The following is a 23,843-nucleotide window of genomic DNA, read 5'->3' as shown; positions in this document are numbered from 1 at the left end:
TTTAAATTGTTTTTCATTTTTGTAAGTACTCTTTTCTGTGGGCGTACCCATTAGAATCTCCATAGCGTTCTGTTTGGCGACCTTAATTAATGGCATCACTAACAGCGTCTAAATCATCTAGGTCAGCATATTTGTTTAAGTCGTTTTCGTTCCAAAATAAAATGGCGCAAATCATTGCGTTTGCCTCAACAAGAATTAAATCAGGATTAGAAACGAAATCAATCCCTGTTTTGACTTTTAAAAACTCGTAACCGTTACGGAATATGTTTTGCAAAAAGCCACCACCACGAAATTTAAAACCGTCTCCAGATGCTTGGTCGCCATTGCCTCCACGATTAGCATATACATAGTTTGCGCAATGCTGGGGGTTGTGTAAAAAAGAACGAACAAACGAGTCTGTTATATTCTTAAATGGTGTTTTGAAAGTACTTCTAAGCCTGTCCACAGATGTAAAAAATAAATTTTCTCGCCTTGCAACTAAACCGCTCTCGTGTTCTAATTGCGCCATAAAATGTGCAGTTCTTAGAGGCGTGTTAATTTTATTCTTATCTAAAAGCGATTTATATTTTAAATGAAGATTCATGGCTTTTTGTTTTTAACCATCAATATCCATCGATGAATAGTGAAGCCGACGGTAATCAAGAACGCCGTAACTTTCATCCATTTTTCGGCTTCTGAAAACTGAACAGTTAAGCAAAAAATGCCCATAGACGACACTTGTGAATCGATAAGACATTGAAGGTTCTTTTTGTTGTTTTACAATTGTTTTGAAAGTTTTTTGGCGTTGTATTTACTGGTAAAGAAATACCCGTAAATAAGGGCTCCAAGTCCTTCGACAAATTTTATTTGCAGCGCCGAAAGCCCGAAACCGTTTAGGATGTCAAATGTGTGCTCCAATGTAAAAGCCACAATCATCCCTATTAAAATCCAGTATTTTTTGATGAAGTTTTTCATTGATTATAATTTTAAAATTATTTGTAAACTCTTATTTCAATGCAGGTGTTAAACATCAGATTATCAGAAAATGAAGTAGTTTGAGCACCTGAGACAGTGGCTGTTCCTAAAAAAATTGATGAATCACCAAAAATATCTAATCTAGTAAGTGTATTTATATTTTGTCTTCCAACAACGGCAAAAAACTTTGATAACTGAAAAGAAGCATTACTGAAGCTGCCCCTATATTGCCCGCTGGACAGCCTTGTCCATGTTACTGTGTCTCCAAAGGTATTTTCCAAGACTGTAGCTACTGGCGCGTTAGTACCATTTTGCGACAATATAGCTGTATAAACCCAATAGGGACTTGAATTTATGGTAATATTTCCGTTTGCATCTGCGTAATTTCCATTAACAGAAACCGCAAAAGTTTTGTCAATTGCAGCGTTGTTTGGGTATTTGGTATAACTTCTATTTCCAAATGAATCTGTAAAAGCTATTCCCTCTGAAAATAATTCCGCTTTAGTTGGGGTACTAGTCAAATTAGTCCTTTCAATTATTATCCCGTCGCGATATGCAAGTACTGAAGCGTATGGATTTTCAAATTTCAATCCACCACTAAAAGTATGTATAAAATTGTCCCATGGTTGATTTAAAATTTCCTGAAAGCTTTTATCGGTTCCTGAGCCACCTCCAAAAGCACTCCTAGGCACAAATTTCATAATTTTATCGGCGCCAAGAACCAACACGCTATCGGCAGCGGTTCCTTTACCAACCGAGGTTAATTTTAAGGGTTTCGCAATAAGTTGAGGAGCCTGCGCATTCGCCATTATCCCAATGGCTAAAATGCATACTATAAGTAGTTTTTTCATTTTTTTATAAAATATTTTCAGGAAATAACACCGCAATAAATAAGGGCAAATTGTATATTTCTCTAGTTGTATTGTCCGTAATTTGAACATACAAAACAAGGCAGTAATCAGATTTTCTAAAGTCGGTATAAAAAGAAAAAGTGGTCTGTTTTCCATTATAATTCATAAACACATCCTTGTCAATATCAATATTCAAGAACACATCATTTTCTTGTTTTATCAAGTCTATCGTGAAGTCATTCAAATCTGGAAAATTCTCAAATAAAGAGGGATCATAAGTTAGTGCTACTAGTTCCTCTTCTGTATTAGGATCCAACAAAATCACTCTTTGTGCATCTTCAACGGTACCCAAATGGCTTTCATATATTATTTTTTGCGCTACATCTCGATAAACGTATGAACTCACTAGCACCTCATTGTTAGCCATAATCAAACTTCGCTGGGTATTTTTGTAATAAAAAGCAAAAGCGGTGGGCAAAACCTCTGGTTGTATGTAACTAGTCAATAGCATTGGATCACCACCATAATAGGTTCTTGCATTCAAAAACGCTCCCCCTACATACCCAATTACGGTATCATTAGGTTCAAGTATAGTAGTATCTAATCCGTTATCAGGGTGTTTTAACAGAAATAACTGTCCCGATTTATAAATTGCCTTCGGAGACAATTGACACGATACTTCATACATCCCCTCAACCATAGCGACGGCTACTTTTTCGTCTTTGTCCCTGAACGAATCCCAAGTGCCCCAAAACTGATTTTGTGTAGATTTAAAACTGATCTCAAACCAGTTCTTTACAGTACTTAATTTTTGTAATGCCATATTTTGTTTGCTTTAAGTTACAGACCCCATATCCACTCAATTCTTTGATTCTTGAAACAATGATGAATTTGAATAAATGTTATAATGACACTATTAGAACAAAACTGGTACCAAATAGTAACATAAAAACCTACAAAACTTCCTTACTGTTTAAAAAAATAATATTTTTTTAACCCTATTTAACTTCTAAAAAATAAATGTAGAATGTTAAAAATAAAACAGAGAAACATAATGAATACAAAACAAACACTTGTGTATACAGTAGTTTCAACAGAAATTAGTTTACTAAAAATCAAACCATTATTGCAATAATTCAAAGCCCATAGATATAATCGCTGCTTTTACTATTTAAACACTGTTTAACAAATATTTAAACCTTAGTACTTCTCATTTTGGCAAATTAAATTACAAAACGACCATGACCCAAACCCAGAACCTACATTAGACTTGCCTATCTTTACGAATAACCTACATCGCATGACAAAATGAACTTAATGAATTAAAAATAAGACCACAGAGATACCTTTCCCATACTTAACCCTCAAAATCCATCGATAAATAGTGCCACAAAAAAATCCTTACAAGACACTTGTGAATCGATAAGACATTGAAGGTTCATTGGGTTGTTTTAAAGGTTATTTTGAAAGTTTTTTGGCGTTGTATTTACTGGTAAAGAAATACCCGTAAATAAGCGCTCCAAGTCCTTCGACAAATTTTATTTGCAGCGCCGAAAGCCCGAAACCGTTTAGGATGTCAAATGTGTGCTCCAATGTAAAAGCCACAATCATCCCAATTAAAATCCAGTATTTTTTGATGAAGTTTTTCATGTTTTAAATATTATTGAATACTAGTTATTATACCATTTGTTACGGTGACTGTCTTGCCATCATTGGTGGTAAAAGTTGTCGTAATTGGGCTGACTTCTATATTACCATTAACATCCGCATAATTTCCATTTAATGAAATTGGGATTGTTTTACTCTGAAATCCTGAAGCAGGTTTGGGAAACAATAGTTCAATAGCTCTGTCATTATTATTCGGCCATTCAGCATCGCCTGATTGTTGAAAATATATTTTATCTTCTGATAAAGTTGACTGCGCCCATCGCCCCTCATTGCGAGGGCTACTATACTTATAGTATTGAAAACCTCTATCTGGATAAATAAAACAGTAGGCCGTAAATGGATTATCTGAATAACTCGCCCCATTTGTAGAATAGCTTGAACCAGCATTAATCACATATGGATTATTTATATCTCCTGATCCACTTATAGTTACATTATAACCAGCTGCAATATGAACTGATGAATCACCTCCAAAACTACTCCTTGGCACAAATTTTACAATTCCATCGGTTCCACGAACAAGAAAATTGTCTGTCTCAGAGCCTGAAGGCACGTTATTTAATTGTAGCTTTTTTGTAATAACTTGGTTTGTCTGTGCATTCGTCATCATCCCAATGACTAACAAGCATATTATAATTATTTTTTTCATATTGATTATTTTCTTTTTAATGTTTTATCTTGTTTTCGCTAATTCTGGCACTATATATTCTTCTGAATCGTTCAAACCGCCAATAGTATCTGTTAATTTAATAATGGTACCTGGAGTTAATTCAAGCCAGGTTACCCATGCTTGAGGGTAGGTTCCACTAGGCCATGCACTCGAAAAATCGAGTTCGCCTGGTTTTTTATACATAATATAAACTCCGTTATAGGAGCCACAGCTGTATGCCCTTTGCAATACTTCATCATTAAGTTCATAAGTAATTATGTCACCATTGTATTGATCGTATGAATTGAAGGCTATAATTCGCCCTACTTGATTATTGGATTGAGTATAACTACTCAACAACATCGGGTCGCCACCATAATAAGTTCCTGAATTCAAAAATTCTCCTTCTACATGTCCTATTACGGTATCGTTGGGCTCAAGTATAGTCGAATCTAATACGTTATCGGGGTTTTTAAAAATAAGCAACTGACCCGTTTTATAAATTGTCTTGGGAGGCAGTTGATCCAATAATTGATCGATCCCGTCTACTTCTCCCACAGGTACTTTTTCGTTTTTGTGTCTGAACGAATCCCAAGTATCCCAAAACTGAGTTTGAGTGGGTTTTTGACCGGTTGTAAACCAGTTCTTAATGGTAGTTAATGTTTGTAATGCCATATTTTGTTTGTTTTTAAATTATAGTAATAAGGTTTAGATTGTGATTTCATTCCACACTTTGTTTTTTCAAACAAAGGTGAATTTGCTTTAGATTCCATAATGATTGTTATAGAGCGGAGCTTGATTTTCTAAAAGCCTGTTTAAATAATGGCTTCATAAAAACGAAAGCTACTCTTGTCAGGTTTTTTTAGCTTTTCTCTGATGCCTATCGATAATAAAAAATGCATAGGGGCTATTGTTTTTAAGGTGATTACTATATAATGTAGTATGTAATTTTAGAAAAAATGCAGGAGAAACAACAAATTAAGAGTGCCCGCCAATTCCGTTTTTGAGGGTGTAAAAGTAGCACAGGAGCATACAAAAAGAACAAAAAAAGGCCCTGTGAATTCAGTAGTTTCAGCAAAAACAAAACCTACTGAAACTACTGAATACAAGCGGTTTGAAATACAAAAAAAGACAAACTTTGACATTACTTTTACACCCAGAAAAACACCTAGCGATGAGTAAAAATGTAATTCATAATTTCAATCTTTCAATACAAAATAGTGCTGATATAAAAAGCGCTGAACATTTAACCAATGTCTTCATAAAAGAGTTGGCCAAAGTCTCTAAAGAAATGAGCCAACAAAAAGATATTGTACAAATATGGCAGGAACTACAACTGCACAATACTATTACAAACGATCTTAATTCCCCAACCGAAGGAGGCGCCATCGATAACACTGCTGCAACAATCGAAAAAACAGCACTATCCACAGGCACTACTCCTTCGGCTAATGGGGATCCTATCAAAAATAATACTACTAGCTCAACAGTAGCTGTTGGCCAAGTAAAAAATGCAACTTCAAGTCTTCCAGACGGAGGAGGCGTTACTGATACCACTGATAAAACGGCAATGCGTTCTCTCACATCAGTCAACACTACTCCTCCGATTTCGGAAGTCGAAAACGACACGACAAACAAAGGGATCACTAGTATCGCTCCGCAACCTTATGCTAATGTAGGCACTCAAGAAAGTGTTCGTTTGCCGCAACACTTAAAAGAAAACAATGTAGCACCTACTATCGATGAGGTGAAAAAAGGGGTGCAAAACCAGTTAAATAACGCCATAAAAAATAACGATACAGAAGCCATAAAGTATTGGTCCGATGTATTAGATAAATTAGAAAAAGGCGCTTCTATTGCTGATTACAAAAATGATCCACGCTTTAATTTAATGTACAACGAATTGAAACCCCTTGGAGGTGAAACAGCAACCTTTTATTGGGACAACATTCGATTAAAAATGATTGCTGCCATAGAATCCAAAATTTTGAATGACCAAATTAGTCTTGGGTCTAAAAATTACTGGAACACTATTTTAAAAGAATTAAAAAATGAACAAGTCAATATTGCCAACCTTTTTGAGCAATACGACGAATTATTTTTATTACTAAGAGAAGTAGAAGCCTTAACCGAATTGCCTAACAGCATAACATTTTTTACCAAAACTAAAGTATATCCAAATTTGAGTCCAGATAAAATGTATGCCAATTTAGGTGCTCAAAATGTTTATGCTTTCTTAAAGGAATTAAGTGCGAAAGATGATATAGGTGCTGGTGTCAACAAAGGTGCGGTATTTATTAAAAACACATCGGCTAAAACCTTTATACTAGGCGAAAATTTAGAATTTGGCTTAAACGAAATGTTAGTAAATCAAAAAAAGTTTGCCAAAGAGAACATCAATTGGGTGGTTTACTTGAACAACAAAATAGAAAAAACTTTTGTAAACGAAGGCCCTAATTTTAGTTATAATTTTGAAAAATTAGGGAACTATATCATTGAAGCTTATGGAGAAAAAGCAGACGCTATTAAAGATAAAAAACATTCTGCTTATGTTGACATCAACATCATAAAACCAGAAATTGAAATTATTGCCCCTACAAATTTTAGTGCTGGCTATGCCCGACCATTTACAGAGGCAAAACAATTTGCAGTAAAATTAAAAGCAAATAAAGCTGCTAAACCAAAAAATCCTTTACAATTATTTTATCAAATTGAATATAAAGCAAAAGATAAATTTGTTTCTATTTCGGAAGTTAAACCATTGTCTGAAAATGGTTTATTTAATATATCGTTACCAAAATTAGGCACTTATACTGTTATTGTTACAAGTAACGGTCAGTATCCGATTAATGGAAAAGTTGATTTTAAAGTAAAAGAAAATTATGTTAAAAAAATAAGTATCACTAAAAACTTTAGGAAAGATAACATTTATTTAAAGTTAGAAAAATTACAACAAGTAGAATGTAAGGTCACTGAATTTTTATTTAATCCAGCCACTACAGAAGAAATGAATAACGTAAAATGGGTGTTGTATAATGAAAAAGAACTTCAGGCATTTAACAAAGAGAACCCCACGCCAAAACAACCTTTTGCAAAAGGAACAAAAGCCACATTTAATTTGCCTTTAACAGAAGGCAAATATTGGGTTGAAGCCTACAGCAACACCCGAGAAGGCAAAAAATCAACTTCATCACAAGAAATACAAGTGGTACATCCAACAGTCACTGAAGCCAATTGGACAGATGCCACCGGCACGCCTAAAACCACATCTGGTTTTATAGGCGAAATCAACTATGTTAAAGCTACTGTTCCTAATTTTTGCAACGAAGAGGTTAGAATATATTTTCATGTAAAAGCACACAAAGACAATGCTTACTACAAAAACAGATATTTTATAACTACTAAAACCGATAGTGAAGGAAAAATAAATACAGCAGTTAGTTTTTCAAAAGAAATGAAAGCTAAGTTAGGAATTTCAAATTGGAATGTTAACCTGAAATTTGCACTTGTAGGCGTAGTCGATAATCAATTATATGCTTTTAAAGGAATTAGCTATCCCGTATCAAATTCAGAGTTAAAAGTAACTACCAAAAAAGAAATTTTAGACTTGTATTTTGAATATGAGGGCAAACGATTGGTGCCAACAGATAGAGTACCTTACAATAGTAAAACACCTACTAAAATAAAAATGGTAGCTCATACTAGAAATATGATAGGCGAAAAACTTAAATTCACTGCCCATGCCCTAGAAGATGATTCTATACTTGAAAATTTGAGCGAATCCACAATTAAAGCAAATGGTTTTGCTGAATTAAGCTTTCAAAAAAAGGCACCAGCCCACTTGAAAAAAGACGACACCGAAATCTATTATGCAGGTGTAGAGGGCTTTTCTACTAAACATTTTAAGGATAAAACGCTGGTATTTAAGGTAGGTGCGAAGTGGGATACTTATCTTATTGATGCAAATGATCCGCAATTAGTTTGGGGAGATAAAGTGAGTAAAGATTTTAGGTTGAAATTATTAAAAATTTGTGCCGAATTATGGGGAGAATCTAGAAAATATGAAATGGCAGACGCTATGATGATAAGTATGTCTGTAGAAACTGGTGAAACATTCAGTAGCTCAGTAATAATCAATAACAATCAACCTTATTCCAAAGAAGCACATAAAAAAAATCCAAATTTAGTAAAAGGTAAACCTGTTGGATTGGTTCAGTTTACAACAGCTCCTATTAAATCATTAATTTTACAAGAAAGGGGATTAACAGAAAACAAAGATAGATTAGATGCAATTACTACAGATGAAATAAATAAGTATAAACAAAAATTAGCATTATTATTTCCTGTAGAACAGTTAGATTATGTAAAAAAATACTTTATGTTATATAATAATTATAAAAAAGTACAACGCCCAGAAGATATTTATATGGTAATTTTTGCACCAAGTGCTACTGGTAAAGGCGACAAAGTTGATATTTACAAAAAATATTTAGATGGAAAAATAAATCCAAGTTATCGTGATAACTCAGGGATGGACATAAAAAATGACGGTTTCAATAAAGGAAATAATGATGGGATAATTCAATCGGGCGAATTATTAGCAAGATATAGAGAAATGAAAAGTAAAGGTATTCGTTATGCTTTAAGTTATAATGAAACTCGAAAATTAAATCAAGTATTAGCTGAAAAAATTATTAAAGAAAAAAGAATTACTTTTTCTACTTCACATGAGTCAGGAGTTATAGATAAAGCTATGGCTGAAGATAATATTATAGATACGAGTATTGGAAAAAAAGGAAATAGAAGTAAATATGGAAAAGCTCCTGGAGGTCAAATAGATATTCTATGTGAAATGTTATATATCATGTATATGATGAGTAAAGATTATAAATTTAATGTATCTGAAATTGCTGGAGCATCCCACTCATTTGGCAGTGCGCACTATTTAGGTAAAGCATTTGATGTTAATGAAATTAATGGGAAAGATGTTGGTCAAGGAAACAAATGTTTTCTTACTAAAGATTTTTGTATTACATTTGAAGAAGTTGTTTTAGGATTAGGTGCAAGAAGTGTTTTAAGACCTTATCGAAATAAAGACCATGATAACCATTTTCATATAAGTATTTAACAATGAGTAGACACAAATTAATTTATTTAATAATGTTATTTTTAATATTATTTCTTTCTTGTAATTATAACAATAAAAAAAATAAAGAAATATCGAAAAATGATGAATCAATTAAAACAATTATAAATAATGTTTCCGATACCATAAAATATAAGTTTCGAGATAATAAATTGATTGAAATCTATCTTACGCAAATTGAATCTGAAAAAATTTATAGAAAAAAATATTTTTTAAATAATAATTTATTAGAAAAAATAGAATATAATATTGGGGATTTTGGATTGGGAGTTATGAAAAATGAATCAGATAATGAAAAATTCATAACATTAAGTTTTTTAAATGATTTAGATAGCAATAAAGATTATTACATAAAAGAAAATATGAATCTTGATATTTTTTTTAGCAAAATTAATAACAAACAATTTGTCGATTTTTTTAAAAATTTTAATATTCAATCTCAAAACGAACAATATTTAATTATAAAGCAATCAAAACCAATAAAACTGTACGACACCAAAACTTTTAAAATTATAAAAGAGAAAAATGAAATAGTTTTTAATTATTTAAGAGATGTTAAAATATTAAAAGATAAATATTTCAGTAAAATATCATTGTACACAATTCATGATGAGGTCTTAAAAAATGAAGAATATTATATAAGTTTAAAAGAAATTAATTCTTATGTTGAATTAGCAGATTAATTATAACCTATTAATAATGTTTAAAGCTACTCTCACCAGTAGCTTTTTTTATATCTCTACTATTTTTCATTTATCAAAATTACTTGCTAAAAAAACAACTTAGAAGCAAGCTTAAAAGAATTTTCAAAACAAAGCAATCTACTAAACGTTATAAAGAACATGCCCAAATAATAGACAACACCCGAGAAGGCAAAAAATCAACTTCATCGCAACAAATACAAGTGGTACATCCAACAGTCACTGAAGCCAATTGGACAGATGCCAGCGGCACGCCTAAAATCACATCTGGTTTTATAGGTGAAATCAACTATGTTAAAGCTACTGTTCCTAATTTTTGCAACGAAGAGGTTAGAATATATTTTCATGTAAAAGCACACAAAGACAGTACTTACTACAAAAACAGATATTTTATAACTACTAAAACCGATAGCGAAGGAAAAATAAATACTGCAGTTAGTTTTTCAAAAGAAATGAAAGCTAAGTTAGGAATTTCAAATTGGAATGTTAACCTGAAATTTGCACTTATAGGCATAGTCGATAATCAATTATATGCTTTTAAAGGAATTAGCTATCCCGTATCAAATTCAGAGTTAAAAGTAACCACCAAAAAAGAAATTTTAGACTTGTATTTTGAATATGAGGGCAAGCGATTGGTGCCAACAGATAGAGTACCTTACAATAGTAAAACACCAACTAAAATAAAAATGGTAGCTCATACCAGAAATATGATAGGCGAAAAAATTAAATTCACTGCACATGCCTTAAAAGACGATTCTATACTTGAAAATTTGAGCGAATCCACAATTAAAGCAAATGGTATTGCTGAATTAAGCTTTCAAAAAAAGGCACCAGCCCACTTGAAAAAAGACGACACCGAAACCTATTATGCAGGCGTAGAGGGCTTTTCTACTAAACATTTTAAGGATAAAACACTGGTGTTTAAGGTTGGAGCGAAGTGGGATAGTGGAGATGTTTTTGATAAAAATGATTCACAGCTGATTTGGGGTGCTAAAGTGAGTAAGGAGTTTAGGTTGAAAGTTGTAAAAATATGTAAGAATATTGAAAAAGAAAAAGAAATCTCTTTTTCTCCGAATACTTTAATGAACATTATGGCTTTCGAAACAGCAAATACTTTTTCTCCATCTGCTGGAACTTTTAAAGCAGATCCTAGAGATTCTAGAAAAGGGGGGTTTGTAGGCTTAATTCAGTTTGGAAAAGAAGCTGCTGAAGGTCTTAATATTAAAAGGACTGAGCTTATGAAAATGACCGCAGAAAAGCAATTAGATTATGTAGAAAAATGGTTTTTACTCAAATCTAAAAGTCAATTAAAATCTGCTACAGATATATATTTATCAGTAAATTACCCTAAAGCAGCTGGTAAAGGTCATATTGATAAAGAACCTGTTTATGGCGATCCAAATGCGGCTTATCGTGCCAATAAGCCATTTTTAAGAGAAGCTGATGAGATAAACGAAAAAGGCAAAAAAATAGGTAAAGTTGGTGGTAAAACATATGTTTGGGAGGTCAGAGAAGCATTGGAAGAAAATTATCATAAAGGTGAATATACAAGGAATATTTGGTGTAATCCGTTAAAGAAAATGGAATTAAGGGGATGGTATCGTTCAGGTTGGCTTCCAAATGAAAGTGAATATTTATTAAAAACTAATGTTAGAGATAGTGGAATGCATCAAGGTTTAGATTTATATGCTCCTATTGGGACACCAGTATATGCCTGTGTAGATGGCGAAATTGCAAAGGTCGAATATTCAAAAACATACGGAAATAATATTAGGATAAAAGGATTTTATAATCAAAAAATGTATTACTTTTTTTATGCACATTTAAATAAAATAGCCGTTAAAGAAGGAATAAAGATTAAAGCAGGAGATTTAATTGGATATACAGGGCAAACAGGTAATGCAGAAGGACAACCAAAAAAGTTCAATCATTTACACCTTGAAGTAAGAAACACTATTAATAATACTGGAGGAAGATTAAATCCGCTTAAAGAAATAAATGATTTGAAGAGAAATATTGTTTTAAATCCTAAGAAGGAAGATCAAACTGGAGAATAATTTTTATTTTTGTTAAAAGATAAAAAATGAGACATATAATTTTAACCCTTCTACTTACTTTGATTTCTTGTGGAGAAAATGAAAAGAAAACGAATAAAAATGAAACAACAGGGAATCAAAAAAGTATAATAAAAGTACAGAATTTTCAAATTGGTCAAGTTTACGAAAATTCAATTTTTGAGTTTTTAAATAAACCTAATGTGACTTACAGTATTGGTAAATACAAACCTTATCCAGAAGAAGAAATCTTGATAGATTCTACTTTAACGGAAAATGAATCACATCAAATAATTATGTCTGTAGAATCAGGAATTGGAAAAAATGATGAATATATAAATTTAAAAGATTATAATTTAGTCGTAGTAAATGACAATGACACTATAAAGCACTTACTTTTAAAGTATTATACAAAGGAAAAATCTAAATTAGTTGATATTTTTATATTGGGGAAGCATAGAGAAAATAGCAATTTTATAGGAGATTTGGAAGGAAATAAATTTTTATGTAATAGTTGTTATGATAAAGGAACTAATGAATATTTTGGTATAGTTATAGACAAACTAGATAAGAATAGAAAATATGAAAAAGTGATAAAAGTCTGGAAATTAGATTTAATTAATGAAAAATTTGAGGAAATCGATCTTAAAAAAGAAAAAATTGAATGTTTACCAGAGGATTAAAATTTTGCATGAACATGCTTACTGAGTTTAATTTGAGTGAAACAAATGGCAAAACACAAGTTTTAAAAACAATTTTTCCTGATTAAAAAAAAATTAAAGCTACTTTCGAGTAGCTTTTTTTACATAAAAAATAAATGCGAAAAATTATAATTTTAACCATTTTAGGAATTTTAATTATTTCCTGTGGAAAAAGTAATAAAAAGAATAATAAACTAATTACTCAAAAAGACAGTTTGACAAGGATTATTGCTAATTCGAAAATTAAAGAGGGATTGCTCATGATGGATTTATTGGTTATTTTAGACAAAAATTTTAAAAATTATGTATCAAGCCCTAAAAAAAGTATTATTTATATCTCTTCTAATTGTAGCGTATTCTTGCAAAAATAAACAAGAGAAAAATATTGATGATAAGTTAATAATTGAATATAATTTTGATAAATTCATAAAATTTAAAAACCATGATTATATATATAAAACTAACAAAAATGGCGGTTTTTTTACAACATCTTATGATTATGGAATTACATATGACCCAAAAGGCGGTAATGATTTTGGAAATTTAGTAACTTATTTAATCCCTAAAGACTTTTTGTTTTTTAAAAATAATTTAGATTTTAAAGAATTCAATGATACATATCATCATAATTGGGAAAAAATTATTAACAAAATGAGTGTCAAAGAAATAAAAGAATATTTTGATATCTATGTTTTTTTTATTGATAAGAAGTATTTAATTCCTACTCCTAATGCTGATAGTCCTAATAAAGAAAAAGATAAACACGACATTGATTTGTATCAATACAAAGACAACAAATGGCTAAAATTAGACACATACTCTGGGTTAAAAGAAGAAAATTCAAATCAATATGAATGGAAAGATAATTATATCCAAAAAGTATGTAAAAAAAAGCAAGAACAATTTTTCAATTCTATTTCAAAATTAAAAATTGATGATTTTTGGTACAGAAGCTATTATAAACTGTTCGATTACTTAGAATACAATTGTGATTATGAAATAATTATTGATAAAAATGAATGTTCACTGATTGATCGAAGTTTAAATGATATACTAGTTCCTTATCAATCAAAAGACACTTTGTTTTTATTTCACAAAAAAAGTTTAGGAATGGGTGCTTATAATGGTGAAGTAAATTTGCCTGATATCGTAATCACAAAAGTTGATAATCTATATTATATCCAAAAGCAATCTTTTTTAAAAAATAGAGAGTACATAAAAGAAAAAGTATATGACTATGGTTATTTAGAAGATAAATAGAAAACAAAAAAAGCTACTCTCACCAGTAGCTTTTTTTTATATCTCTACTATTTTTTCAGCTATCAAAATTACTTGCTAAAAAACAACTTAGAAGAAAGCTTAAAAGAATTTTCAAAACAAAGCAAGCTACTAAACGTTATAAAGAACCTGCCCAAATAATAGGAAAATATTCGAGAACAAAAAAATCAACTTCATCACAAGAAATACAAGTGGTACATCCAACAGTCACTGAAGCCAATTGGACAGATGCCAGCGGCACGCCTAAAACTACATCTGGTTTTATAGGCGAAATCAACTATGTTATAGCTACTGTTCCTAATTTTTGCAACGAAGAGGTTAGAATATACTTTCATGTAAAAGCACACAAAGACAGTGCTTACTACAAAAACAGATATTTTATAACTACTAAAACCGATAGTGAAGGAAAAATAAATACAGCAGTTAGTTTTTCAAAAGAAATGAAAGCTAAGTTAGGAATTTCAAATTGGAATGTTAACCTGAAATTTGCACTTGGTAAAAAGTCATCTGTTACAAAAATTGAAGAGAATTTAAAATCTAATAAACTTGTAATAAACCAAAAGAAAATTCTACTAGATGCAGCTCAAGAAAAAATGTTTTCTGTTGAAGAGAAATGGATTAAAAATGAGATATCTAAAGACACATATGATAGATGGTATAACACTTATAATACCGAAGTCAAATCTTGCAAAGATTCTATCACTCGTCTAAGCCATGTGGATAAACATGTATTTACAATTTTAAAAAAAAAACTTGGATTTACTTGTTGATTTAAAATCATTATATAATCGAGCTACTATTACCCAAAAGAGAGAATTTGTAAAAATGGTGTTCGACAGCAACTTATACTATCAGGATGGTATCTATCGAACACCTACAACGATTGATTTGTTGTCTCGTAATAACCTGTTAATGAAGGAAAAAGGTTTGCTTTTGTACAATGAAAAAAGGGATGATTTTTCAATCATCCCATCCAGTGGAGTCGCCGGGAATCGAACCCGGGTCCAAACAAGCAATTCATACACTTTCTACGCGCTTATTTCCTGATTGAATTTTAGACGCAGTGCTAGGCCAGAAACAGCCACACTTTGCTTAGCTACTTTAGTTTCGAAAATTGCCCGTAGCTTACAAAATTCTAGGTTTTAATTTACGATTCCCCTGTTTCGAACGCTAAAAACCAGAGCTTTCGAGGAGAATCCTGCTTTCCTACCTGGTAGGACGAGGCTAATCTTACTATAATTCGGATTATGCAGCAAGAGCGTAGTTTCCTTCGCCGTGTAAATGTTTTGAAACCTTTTATTAACGAGAATTGTCCCAGTTCTCGACGTGCTTATGTATCAATTCGACTCGCTGTCAAAACCAGTCGACCCCTTTTTTAATTAGGTTGCAAATGTACAACTAATTTCAGCCTTTAAAACAAAAATCATTCCTAAATTTATTCATCTCCAATCTTAAACGGATAATCCCCAAAAAGAACGGCCAACTTCCTAACATTATAGGTTTTTCTTGTGAATTTATTAGACAATGCAATAATTGTAACGCCTTCCTCTTTTAATGTTATATAAGATGAGGTATTACCATGCCACCAACCATTGTGAAAATAAAAGTTTTGTCCCGTATCCCAGTTGATCATTCTAATCCCAAGACCGTAATTTTTTGTTCCTTTTCTCTCGTTGCTGTATCCCACGTAGACTTCTTTTAATAATGAAGGATTTAAAAATTGAGAACTACTTCGGGCACGGTCAAATTTTAATAAATCTCTAGGAGTTGAGTATATGTTTTTATCGCCATAAACAGCATCTAAATAATCTTTACCTATTTCAACCTTATTTCCTTTGTAAGACGTTACTGCTGTATTTTTGTCTTTTTCGTAATCAAAAACATAAGTATTTTTCATACCAAGAGGTTCAAATATGATCGCTGCCATAGCATCTTTATATGTTTTCTTGGTTACTTTTTCTATTATTAAAGCAAGAATGGCGTAATTAGTATTGCAGTAACTAAATCGTGTATCTGTTTTATTTTCTAATTCGATATTTTTAGTGGCAAGTAAAGTCAGAATATCTTGATTTGTTAAAATATTTTTTCTGTCCCAAACACTTTCATCTCTATCTGTAAAATAGGCATAGTTACGCATTCCGCTGCGGTGGTTAAGCAGCGTTCTTATAGTTACATCAGGATATGGAAATTCTGTTAAGAGCGTATTTACCTTTTGGTCTAATGTAATTCTTTTAGCATTCACTAATTTTAAGATAGCAGTTGCCGTAATCACTTTACTCACTGAGGCTATATGTAATGGAGTGTTAGCATTTATTAATGATTTATCACTAAAGTTGGAAAAACCTTCGTACTTCTCAAAAATGATTTGGCCATTTTTAGCCACCAAAAAACTCCCATTAGCAGTGTTATTAGGCCAGTTTTTTTTGTAAAATGAATCTATTTGTGCTTTTTTTTGGTTTACATATAGTGCCTCCAGTGGTGGTTCTTTTTGCAATAAAGGTTTCATTATAGGCAAAGTAGTTTTAGGAAGTTGATCATCTCTAAGTTCTACTTTCTTTTTCTCCTTTTCGCAAGAGCTTAAAATGAATAGGAGCAGTATAATATGTAGTATATTTGTTTTTTTTGGAAATTTCATTAGAAGTGGCTTTAAAGGCAAATATATAGAAATGAAGGCTTTTAAGAAGCACTTATTTTAGACCTTAACACAATTTTATAAGCCTTTCGACGTAGGGATAATCGTTATTAAATTGTTATTCAACCTATAGTAAAATCTTTGGGCAATCCTTTTTTTCAAAAAAAGTAATTTTTAAGATACTTTTGTTATATTTGTAACAAATACACGTCATAAAGTTATATTAAATTAATTATAAGTTACATATACCATGAAATTCGGAATTATAAAAGAAAGAAAAAACCCTCCTGATCGTAGAGTTATTTTTTCACCAAATGCCATCCAACAAATAGTGTCTGAGTACAAAGGGATATCTATTGAGGTGGAATCATCAGATTGTAGAGTGTTTTCGGATTTACAATATAAAGAATTGGGAATTCCTGTTACAGACGATGTAAGTGATTGCGATTTCCTGTTCGGGGTTAAAGAAGTACCTGTTGAAAATTTAATTTCAAACAAATCATATTTCTTTTTTTCGCACACTATAAAAAAGCAACCCTACAACAGAAAGTTGCTTCAAGCAGTTTTAGAAAAAAATATTGACTTATATGATTATGAAACCATTGTTGATGAATCAAATAAGAGACTTATTGGTTTTGGTAGATATGCAGGTATTGTAGGCGCTTACAACAGTATAAGAGCATTTGGACTTAAATTTGAACTTTTTAAATTGCCCAAGGCTGAAACACTATCCGGTAAAGAAGCTTTAATTTTACAACTCAAAAGAGTAGTGCTACCACCTATTAAGTTTGTTGTTACAGGAACCGGTAAAGTAGGAAATGGGATCAAAGAGGTCTTAGATGCTATCAAAGTTAAAGAAATTTCAGTTGAGAATTATTTAACAAAAAATTACACCCAACCTGTTTACACACAAATTGATGTATTAGATTATAATATTAGAAAAGATAAATCTACAAACGATTTTAATGATTTTTATCAAAATCCACAACTTTATGAGTCCAATTTTGAGCGTTTTACAAAAGTTTCGGATATTTATATTGCAGGTCACTTTCATGGAAATGATGCGCCAGTAATATTGTCTCGAGCTATGTTGCAATCAAATGAATGTAAAATAAAAATTGTTGGGGATGTATCTTGTGATGTAAATGGTCCTGTTGCATGTACTCTTAGAGCATCAACTATTGAGGATCCATTGTACGGTTATTTACCTAGTGAGGATAGAGAGGTTGATTTTTTTCATCCTGCTGCAGTTGTAGTTATGGCAGTTGACAATTTACCATGTGAATTACCTAAAGATGCTAGTGAAGGGTTTGGCGAAATGTTTATAAATCAAGTAATGCCTGCTTTTTTTAATCAAGATAAAGATGGGATTTTACTAAGATCTAAAATTACCGAAAACGGAAAGTTAACAAAACGATTTAGTTACTTACAAGATTTTGTAGATGAAAAATAATTTTTTAATCAAATAAAGATGAAAAACACTTAATTGTTTTTTTAAAGCAACAATATATAATTCATTTATAAAATAGAAAAAAAACACAAGATATTGGAGAGCAAAATCAATATTTACACAAAAATCAAAAAAAAAAATAAGCAAATCATAAATTCAAACTCTAAGTAAATATTTATCAATAGAAAAAAAATAAAAAAATAAAAAAAATATTTCTGGTATTGTTTTTGAAAATGAATTAAATAATCTAATTTGCTACACTTAATATAGTGTTAAATGTTAAAATTTGATATTTTAATAATTTTATTAACCAAATACCGTACAGATTTCATGAAAAAGAACTTTACTTTAGTATTAATTTTATCCTTCATTTTTGCTGGATATGCCCAAAAAGAACAAATCAAAGAGGCACAACTACAGTTTAAAAACGGTAATTCTCAAGGAGCATTATCTATTTTAAAAAAATCGCAATATTTAATAAATAATGCTATTGCCGATGATAAATCAGAGTTTTACAAGCTAAAAGCTGAAATTTATAAAAGTTTAGCGGATCAAAAAATTGATCCAGCTGCAAACCTTTCATCTGCCGTTGCTACTTACAAGGAATTGATTGATGAGGAAGACCGTATTGAAACCTATAAATACTCTGTAAAAGCCCGCGAAGCGATTAAGTTAATTAAGGATGAGGTTCAAGGTAGTGCTATTGCTGATTTAAAAGTAAACAACTACAGTGAAGGAGCAAAAAAAATGTATTCCTTGTATGAGATAGACAAAAAAGATACCCTTAACTTATACCTTTCGACTTCTTATTTTATGAAGGTAAATGATTATGAGTCTGCCTTACGAAATTATAAAGAGTTAAATAAACTCAATTATACGGGTAGAGTGATGGAATATTATGCTGTTAATAAAAAGTCTAAAGTTGAAGAATTGTATTTAACTGCAGCCGATAGAGATTCAAATGTAAAAGCAGGAATAGCAGAAAAGCCTAGAAATCTGATGGCTGCCTCTAAGAAAAGTGAAATTCTATTAAATATGGGTTTTATTTATAGAGAAAAAAAAGATTTAGCTGCAGCCGAAAACTGTTACAAGCAGCTCATTACTTATGATCCTAAATCAGTTGATGGGTATTTAGAACTTGCATATTTAAGTTTAGACAAGAAAAAAGTAATAAGCGAGCAAATGAGTGTATTAGGGACTTCAAAAGAAGAAATGCTTGCCTATGATAATTTAAAAATTAAAATGGATGATATTGTAAAAGGCGCTATAAAGTATCTAGAAAAAGCTAATGCCTTACAGCCTAGTGATAAAACAGTTTCTGATTTACTATTAAAATTATACCGATCTATGGATTTGATTGCAGAATATAATGCCTTAAAAGCTAAAACAAATTAATAAATTCTAACTAAATTTATAACCCTGTAAACTACTTTACAGGGTTTTTTGTTTTACACCATATCAGTAGGTTTTACCCAATTATCAAAATCTTCTGGTGTGACATATCCAAGGCGCACTGCTTCGTATTTTAAAGTGGTACCATTTTTATGTGCAGTTTGAGCAATTTCTGCTGATTTGTAATATCCTATTTTAGGGTTCAAGGCAGTGACTAACATTAATGAGTTGTCCAGTAGCTCTTTAATTCTAGTATGATTAGGTTCAATTCCTTGGGCACAATGAAGATCAAATGACAAGCATGCATCACCAAGAAGTCTAGCTGATTGTAAAAAATTTGATGCAATGAGCGGTTTAAATACATTTAATTCATAATGTCCTTGCATTCCACCCACAGTAATTGCAACATCATTTCCTATTACTTGTGCGCATACCATGGTCAATGCTTCACATTGCGTTGGATTTATTTTGCCAGGCATTATGGATGATCCAGGTTCATTTTCAGGAATGAAGATTTCATTAATTCCAGATCTTGGTCCAGAGGAGAGCATGCGGATATCATTTGCAATTTTATTTAGAGAAACGGCCAATTGTTTTAAAGCGCCATGACTCTCAACAATAGCATCATGAGCAGCTAAGGCTTCAAATTTATTTTCGGCAGTAATAAAAGGGTGTCCTGTAAACTCAGCAATGTATTGAGCAACTTTCACGGCATATCCTTTTGGAGTGTTCAAACCTGTTCCTACAGCAGTCCCTCCGAGAGCTATTTCAGATAAATGCGGTAGTGAATTTTTTAAAGCTTTCAAACCATAATTTAATTGAGCTACATATCCTGAGATTTCTTGTCCTAATGTTATGGGTGTCGCATCCATCATGTGAGTCCGGCCTATTTTTACAATGGTATTAAATTCGAAAGCTTTTATATGTAGCGTATCTCTTAATTTTTCAATGCTAGGGATTGTAACTTCATTTAGGACTTTATATCCAGCGATATGCATTGCTGTAGGAAAAGTATCATTAGAGGATTGAGATTTATTAACATCGTCGTTTGCATTAATAAATTGATTTACACCTATTTTTAAACCTTTAATAAACTGAACTCTATTTGCAATTACTTCATTTACATTCATGTTGCTTTGAGTTCCTGAACCAGTTTGCCAAATGACTAATGGAAATTGATCATCAAGCTTTCCCTCCAAAATTTCATTACAAACCATTGCAATACAATCTCGTTTTTCTTCTGTTAGAATTTTTAAATCACAATTGGTGTATGCGGCTGCTTTTTTTAAGTACGCAAAACCATATATGATCTCTTTTGGCATAGAGGCTGCCTCTCCAATTTGGAAGTTATTTCTAGAACGTTCTGTTTGGGCTCCCCAATATTTATCTATTGGTACACTTACTTCGCCTAATGTATCTTTTTCTATTCTATACTTCATGTTAAATGGCTTAATTAATGGATGGAAATGGTTGCTCTTTCATATTATTTTTTTGGAATTGCGATTTGCTCTAAGGAATTTCGTAATTCTGTAATTTAAGAATAATTATTATTATGACAAGGACATACTTAGTTTTTGTGTTTTTTTATTGCTACCAAAAATAATTAGAGTTATATTTGTGGCTACATTCAAAATTCCGGAAAACATGTTTGAATTTTCACAGTATTTAGGCTTTTTACTTTTCTTAACCATCCTAACAATGGGATTTTGGTTAATGTTTTTTCTAGTTGGTTTCGTATCCTATTGGGTAGGTGGAGCAAGTTGGGAAGCATACAAAGAGAAAAAAGCAAAAAAGAAGCAAGAACAATCTGTTTAAGCTTTTTAGTTTTATAAAAGAACTCATTTTATGAGTTCTTTTTTTTTGTTTTAAATGCATAAAAAAAGGACTCATTTTCATGAGTCCTTTTCTTTTATCCTTGATAATCTCCTTCGTTATCATTTTGCATTTTACGAGTTGGTTTTTCTCTTTCGTTTTTAGGTTTGTTGAAGCGATAGGTAAACGATAAGTTGATTTGTCTCACTCTCCACTGCATTTCACCATAAGAATTTGCAAATTGAGGTAGGTAAGTTTCCATGATTCTTTTTCTAGAATTAAAAACATCGCTTACATTAAATGAAAGTGTCCCTTTGTCTTTCATTATATCTTTACTAAAGGCTAAGTTTGCTGCAAACACACCCAAACTTCTTCCTTGTGCATTATTTTGAGGGCCATTGTAAGTAGCATTTGTTTGCCAATCAATTTTGTATGGCAACGTTATTTTTGAGGTAATTCTAGTAAACCAAGAAGTAGCAATGTTATTAAAATCTTGTGTTACTTTTTCGTTTCTAAAATTGGTGTACTCGTTTATTCCTTGCGTTTCATTTCTGAAGAAATTAAAGTTACCGTTCAATTTCCACCATTTGTAAGGAGAATAGTTAAGTGTGAATTCAAAACCAGCTCTGTATTCTGTAGCTAAATTAATAGGTGAGCTAATTGTAATAGGAATTCCATTTACGAAATTTCCTGATTCTCTTCTAGCAAATTGAAACACATCAGTCGTTTTGTTTACATATAAAGATGTGTTAAAAGTTAGTTTTTCCCATCTTCTGATGTATCCAAAATCTAGTGCATCAGTAAATGCCGGATCTAAATCTGGATTACCCACAAAGATATTAATGTTGCTTGATAAGTTGCTAAACGGATTTAACAAACGTCCTCTTGGTCTTTGTATTCTTCGGCTATAACTTACTGATGCACTACTTGCATCTGATAATTCGTAGGTAAAGAAAGCGCTTGGGAAAAAGTTGTTGTACTTTTTAGTGTTAAAGTCGTTAGTAGCTAGTTGATTGATGTTGATGTTTGAATCTTCAAAGCGTAATCCAAAAAGAGCTGAAAATTTATTTACTTTGACACCATATTGTGTGTATAAAGCATTTACTTTCTCTTTGTATTCTAATTTATTAGTAAAATTGTTATTTACTACACCATCATTATCAACTCTATAATCTGTAAGTAATTCTAAGAATTCACCACGATATCCAGCTTCAAATTGACTTGATTTGCCAAAAGGAAGTACATAATCTAATTGTAATAAATTTCGATTTTGAGATTGATTATTAAGTGTATTATCGAATTTTGTTCTAGTAGAGTTGGTTGCAGTATCAGTAATTAATGCATCATTAAACTCATCACTTATAGAAAAGGAGCCATCAAGAGTTAATTTGTGTCCGTCTTTTTTGAATTTCTTTGTATAGTTTGTTGCAAATTCAACATTTTCACTGTCGCTGTTTTCTAGGTTGATACGTGTTCTTCTATAATCAAAACTGCGATCAGCTTTGATATAATCTTGAAAAACGTTGTCAATATTGTTTCCGTTACTTTTTCTGTAATTAAAGCTGTTTGTCCATGTAGCAGTTTCAGAAACAAACCATTCCATACCAAAATTACTATTATAGCCTTTATTAAATCTGTCATTTTTACGAGATTCATTTACAGAATTGGTAATTTCATTATTATCATTTAAATAATCAGTATTGGTAAAAGCGTTTCCAGGATTGCTACGATCATTATAACCTTGTGTTGTGAAAAGGTTAAAGTTTTTTGATTTGTAGTTTAAGGTACCACTCAATCCATAATTTTCAGGATAACCAGTAGACGCAATTATAGTTCCGTTTAATCCTTGGTTTTTTCCTTTTTTAAGAATAATGTTTAGTAAACCTCCACCACCTTCAGCATCATATCGTGCAGATGGATTGGTAATAACTTCTACTTTTTCAATTGCATCAGCTGGAATTAATCGTAATGCTTCAGATATGTTAATAGCATTTGAGGGTCTGCCGTCAATTAAAACTCTAACGTTATCATTTCCTCTTAAACTTACATTACCTTCAACATCTACTGATACTGACGGTATGTTATCTAATACATCGCTTACGGTTCCACCTTTAACCATAAGGTCACTTCCAACGTTGTAAACTTTTTTGTCTAATTTGATTTCAACAGTAGTTTTCTCTGCCCTTACAATTACTTCATTCAATTGTGCCGCATCTTCTTCTAAGCTTATCACTCCTAGGTTAGTACTTTTTGTTAAGCTTTTTTGTTTGATATCATTTCCTTTAAAAGAGATAAACTCAATTTTGATATCATACGTACCTGGTTTCACTTCAACATCAAAATCTCCAGTTGCATTACTAATTCCACCGGCTACGGGTTTTGGATTATTTGGTAATGAAAAAGTGATGGTTGCATACTCTAATGGTTGTTTGCTTATTTTTTCGATAACTTTTCCAGTTATTTTAATTTTAGGAACACCTCCACCTGGTTGTGCAAATCCTACTATTGCTATTAAAAAAAAGGCAAGAATTAAAAAAGGTTTAATTAATTTCATT

The 23,843-nt window shown here is 31.4% G+C and carries 20 protein-coding genes and 1 other RNA gene; 10 read left to right on the top strand and 11 right to left on the bottom strand.

The window, feature by feature from the left end; genetic code table 11:
* Window positions 1-82: 82 nt before the first annotated feature.
* The 7 genes from K5V07_RS08940 to K5V07_RS08910 all read right to left on the bottom strand — a co-directional run bounded on the left by K5V07_RS08940 (window position 83) and on the right by K5V07_RS08910 (window position 4,797).
* Window positions 83-583, bottom strand: coding sequence for a hypothetical protein (locus K5V07_RS08940; protein ID WP_221917189.1), 501 nt, complete (start codon window positions 581-583; stop codon window positions 83-85).
* 173 nt (window positions 584-756) lie between these two features.
* Window positions 757-954 carry a hypothetical protein gene (locus K5V07_RS08935; protein ID WP_221917188.1) on the bottom strand — a complete coding sequence of 66 codons (198 nt, stop codon included), beginning with the start codon at window positions 952-954 and terminating at the stop codon, window positions 757-759.
* Window positions 955-971: 17 nt separating this feature from the next.
* Window positions 972-1,805 (bottom strand): hypothetical protein, encoded by an 834-nt coding sequence (locus K5V07_RS08930; RefSeq protein ID WP_221917187.1) that lies wholly within the window; start codon window positions 1,803-1,805, stop codon window positions 972-974.
* 4 nt (window positions 1,806-1,809) lie between these two features.
* Window positions 1,810-2,628, bottom strand: a complete 819-nt coding sequence (locus K5V07_RS08925; RefSeq protein ID WP_221917186.1) for a hypothetical protein — start codon at window positions 2,626-2,628, stop codon at window positions 1,810-1,812.
* A 635-nt stretch (window positions 2,629-3,263) separates the two neighbouring features.
* Window positions 3,264-3,455 (bottom strand): hypothetical protein, encoded by a 192-nt coding sequence (locus K5V07_RS08920; RefSeq protein WP_144893759.1) that lies wholly within the window; start codon window positions 3,453-3,455, stop codon window positions 3,264-3,266.
* A gap of 10 nt (window positions 3,456-3,465) precedes the next feature.
* Window positions 3,466-4,083, bottom strand: coding sequence for a hypothetical protein (locus tag K5V07_RS08915; RefSeq protein WP_221917185.1), 618 nt, complete (start codon window positions 4,081-4,083; stop codon window positions 3,466-3,468).
* Window positions 4,084-4,146: 63 nt separating this feature from the next.
* A complete protein-coding gene (locus K5V07_RS08910) occupies window positions 4,147-4,797 on the bottom strand; it encodes a hypothetical protein (protein WP_144893769.1) in 651 nt (216 codons plus the stop codon).
* A gap of 309 nt (window positions 4,798-5,106) precedes the next feature.
* Here K5V07_RS08910 and K5V07_RS08905 point away from each other — a divergent pair, with 309 nt between their 5' ends.
* The 7 genes from K5V07_RS08905 (at window position 5,107) to K5V07_RS08875 (ending at window position 14,772) form a co-directional block, all read left to right on the top strand.
* Window positions 5,107-5,304, top strand: coding sequence for a hypothetical protein (locus K5V07_RS08905; protein ID WP_221917184.1), 198 nt, complete (start codon window positions 5,107-5,109; stop codon window positions 5,302-5,304).
* Window positions 5,297-9,250, top strand: coding sequence for a hypothetical protein (locus K5V07_RS08900; protein ID WP_221917183.1), 3,954 nt, complete (start codon window positions 5,297-5,299; stop codon window positions 9,248-9,250). Before K5V07_RS08905 ends, K5V07_RS08900 begins: the two co-directional genes overlap by 8 nt.
* Before the next feature lie 2 nt (window positions 9,251-9,252).
* Window positions 9,253-9,951, top strand: a complete 699-nt coding sequence (locus K5V07_RS08895; protein ID WP_221917182.1) for a hypothetical protein — start codon at window positions 9,253-9,255, stop codon at window positions 9,949-9,951.
* A gap of 83 nt (window positions 9,952-10,034) precedes the next feature.
* Entirely contained in the window at window positions 10,035-12,026 is a 1,992-nt protein-coding gene (locus K5V07_RS08890; protein WP_221917181.1) for a M23 family metallopeptidase, read from the top strand.
* A gap of 26 nt (window positions 12,027-12,052) precedes the next feature.
* Entirely contained in the window at window positions 12,053-12,706 is a 654-nt protein-coding gene (locus K5V07_RS08885; protein ID WP_221917180.1) for a hypothetical protein, read from the top strand.
* A gap of 321 nt (window positions 12,707-13,027) precedes the next feature.
* Complete coding sequence (locus K5V07_RS08880; RefSeq protein ID WP_221917179.1) at window positions 13,028-13,984, top strand: hypothetical protein; 957 nt, start codon at window positions 13,028-13,030, stop codon at window positions 13,982-13,984.
* A gap of 209 nt (window positions 13,985-14,193) precedes the next feature.
* The gene (locus K5V07_RS08875; RefSeq protein WP_221917178.1) at window positions 14,194-14,772 is read left to right on the top strand and encodes a hypothetical protein; all 579 of its coding nucleotides are present in this window, start codon (window positions 14,194-14,196) and stop codon (window positions 14,770-14,772) included.
* 204 nt (window positions 14,773-14,976) lie between these two features.
* Here the strand turns inward: K5V07_RS08875 and ssrA are convergent.
* Window positions 14,977-15,373: a transfer-messenger RNA gene (gene ssrA / locus K5V07_RS08870) on the bottom strand.
* A 64-nt stretch (window positions 15,374-15,437) separates the two neighbouring features.
* Window positions 15,438-16,637, bottom strand: coding sequence for a serine hydrolase (locus K5V07_RS08865; protein WP_221917177.1), 1,200 nt, complete (start codon window positions 16,635-16,637; stop codon window positions 15,438-15,440).
* Between the two features lie 247 nt (window positions 16,638-16,884).
* On the opposite strand from K5V07_RS08865, the gene K5V07_RS08860 reads away from it, so the two are divergent.
* On the top strand, window positions 16,885-18,087 hold the full coding sequence (locus K5V07_RS08860; protein WP_221917176.1) for an NAD(P)-dependent oxidoreductase: 1,203 nt from the start codon (window positions 16,885-16,887) through the stop codon (window positions 18,085-18,087).
* Between the two features lie 327 nt (window positions 18,088-18,414).
* Complete coding sequence (locus K5V07_RS08855) at window positions 18,415-19,479, top strand: hypothetical protein (protein ID WP_221917175.1); 1,065 nt, start codon at window positions 18,415-18,417, stop codon at window positions 19,477-19,479.
* Window positions 19,480-19,532: 53 nt separating this feature from the next.
* On the opposite strand, the gene fumC is transcribed toward K5V07_RS08855, so the two are convergent.
* A complete protein-coding gene (gene fumC / locus K5V07_RS08850) occupies window positions 19,533-20,915 on the bottom strand; it encodes a class II fumarate hydratase (RefSeq protein WP_221917174.1) in 1,383 nt (460 codons plus the stop codon).
* A 205-nt stretch (window positions 20,916-21,120) separates the two neighbouring features.
* Between fumC and K5V07_RS08845 the strand changes: the two genes are divergently transcribed.
* On the top strand, window positions 21,121-21,291 hold the full coding sequence (locus K5V07_RS08845) for a hypothetical protein (protein WP_086453821.1): 171 nt from the start codon (window positions 21,121-21,123) through the stop codon (window positions 21,289-21,291).
* 94 nt (window positions 21,292-21,385) lie between these two features.
* On the opposite strand, the gene K5V07_RS08840 is transcribed toward K5V07_RS08845, so the two are convergent.
* Window positions 21,386-23,842, bottom strand: a complete 2,457-nt coding sequence (locus K5V07_RS08840) for an outer membrane beta-barrel family protein (protein WP_221917173.1) — start codon at window positions 23,840-23,842, stop codon at window positions 21,386-21,388.
* Window position 23,843 lies beyond the last annotated feature (1 nt).

Origin of the sequence: Flavobacterium sp. CHNK8 (assembly GCF_019774515.1) — a bacterium.
GTDB lineage: Bacteria > Bacteroidota > Bacteroidia > Flavobacteriales > Flavobacteriaceae > Flavobacterium > Flavobacterium tiangeerense.
Note: the sequence above shows the minus strand (reverse complement) of the source record. Positions and strands in the feature narration are given on the sequence as shown.

Excerpts from the sequence above, each read along its gene's own strand:
- K5V07_RS08940 (WP_221917189.1), bottom strand. The coding sequence starts at position 583 with ATGAATCTTCATTTAAAATATAAATCGCTTTTAGATAAGAATAAAATT.
- K5V07_RS08935 (WP_221917188.1), bottom strand. The coding sequence starts at position 954 with ATGAAAAACTTCATCAAAAAATACTGGATTTTAATAGGGATGATTGTG.
- K5V07_RS08930 (WP_221917187.1), bottom strand. The coding sequence starts at position 1,805 with ATGAAAAAACTACTTATAGTATGCATTTTAGCCATTGGGATAATGGCG.
- K5V07_RS08925 (WP_221917186.1), bottom strand. The coding sequence starts at position 2,628 with ATGGCATTACAAAAATTAAGTACTGTAAAGAACTGGTTTGAGATCAGT.
- K5V07_RS08920 (WP_144893759.1), bottom strand. The coding sequence starts at position 3,455 with ATGAAAAACTTCATCAAAAAATACTGGATTTTAATTGGGATGATTGTG.
- K5V07_RS08915 (WP_221917185.1), bottom strand. The coding sequence starts at position 4,083 with ATGATGACGAATGCACAGACAAACCAAGTTATTACAAAAAAGCTACAA.
- K5V07_RS08910 (WP_144893769.1), bottom strand. The coding sequence starts at position 4,797 with ATGGCATTACAAACATTAACTACCATTAAGAACTGGTTTACAACCGGT.
- K5V07_RS08900 (WP_221917183.1), top strand. The coding sequence starts at position 5,297 with ATGAGTAAAAATGTAATTCATAATTTCAATCTTTCAATACAAAATAGT.
- K5V07_RS08895 (WP_221917182.1), top strand. The coding sequence starts at position 9,253 with ATGAGTAGACACAAATTAATTTATTTAATAATGTTATTTTTAATATTA.
- K5V07_RS08885 (WP_221917180.1), top strand. The coding sequence starts at position 12,053 with ATGAGACATATAATTTTAACCCTTCTACTTACTTTGATTTCTTGTGGA.
- K5V07_RS08880 (WP_221917179.1), top strand. The coding sequence starts at position 13,028 with ATGTATCAAGCCCTAAAAAAAGTATTATTTATATCTCTTCTAATTGTA.
- K5V07_RS08865 (WP_221917177.1), bottom strand. The coding sequence starts at position 16,637 with ATGAAATTTCCAAAAAAAACAAATATACTACATATTATACTGCTCCTA.
- K5V07_RS08860 (WP_221917176.1), top strand. The coding sequence starts at position 16,885 with ATGAAATTCGGAATTATAAAAGAAAGAAAAAACCCTCCTGATCGTAGA.
- K5V07_RS08855 (WP_221917175.1), top strand. The coding sequence starts at position 18,415 with ATGAAAAAGAACTTTACTTTAGTATTAATTTTATCCTTCATTTTTGCT.
- fumC (WP_221917174.1), bottom strand. The coding sequence starts at position 20,915 with ATGAAGTATAGAATAGAAAAAGATACATTAGGCGAAGTAAGTGTACCA.
- K5V07_RS08845 (WP_086453821.1), top strand. The coding sequence starts at position 21,121 with ATGTTTGAATTTTCACAGTATTTAGGCTTTTTACTTTTCTTAACCATC.
- K5V07_RS08840 (WP_221917173.1), bottom strand. The coding sequence starts at position 23,842 with ATGAAATTAATTAAACCTTTTTTAATTCTTGCCTTTTTTTTAATAGCA.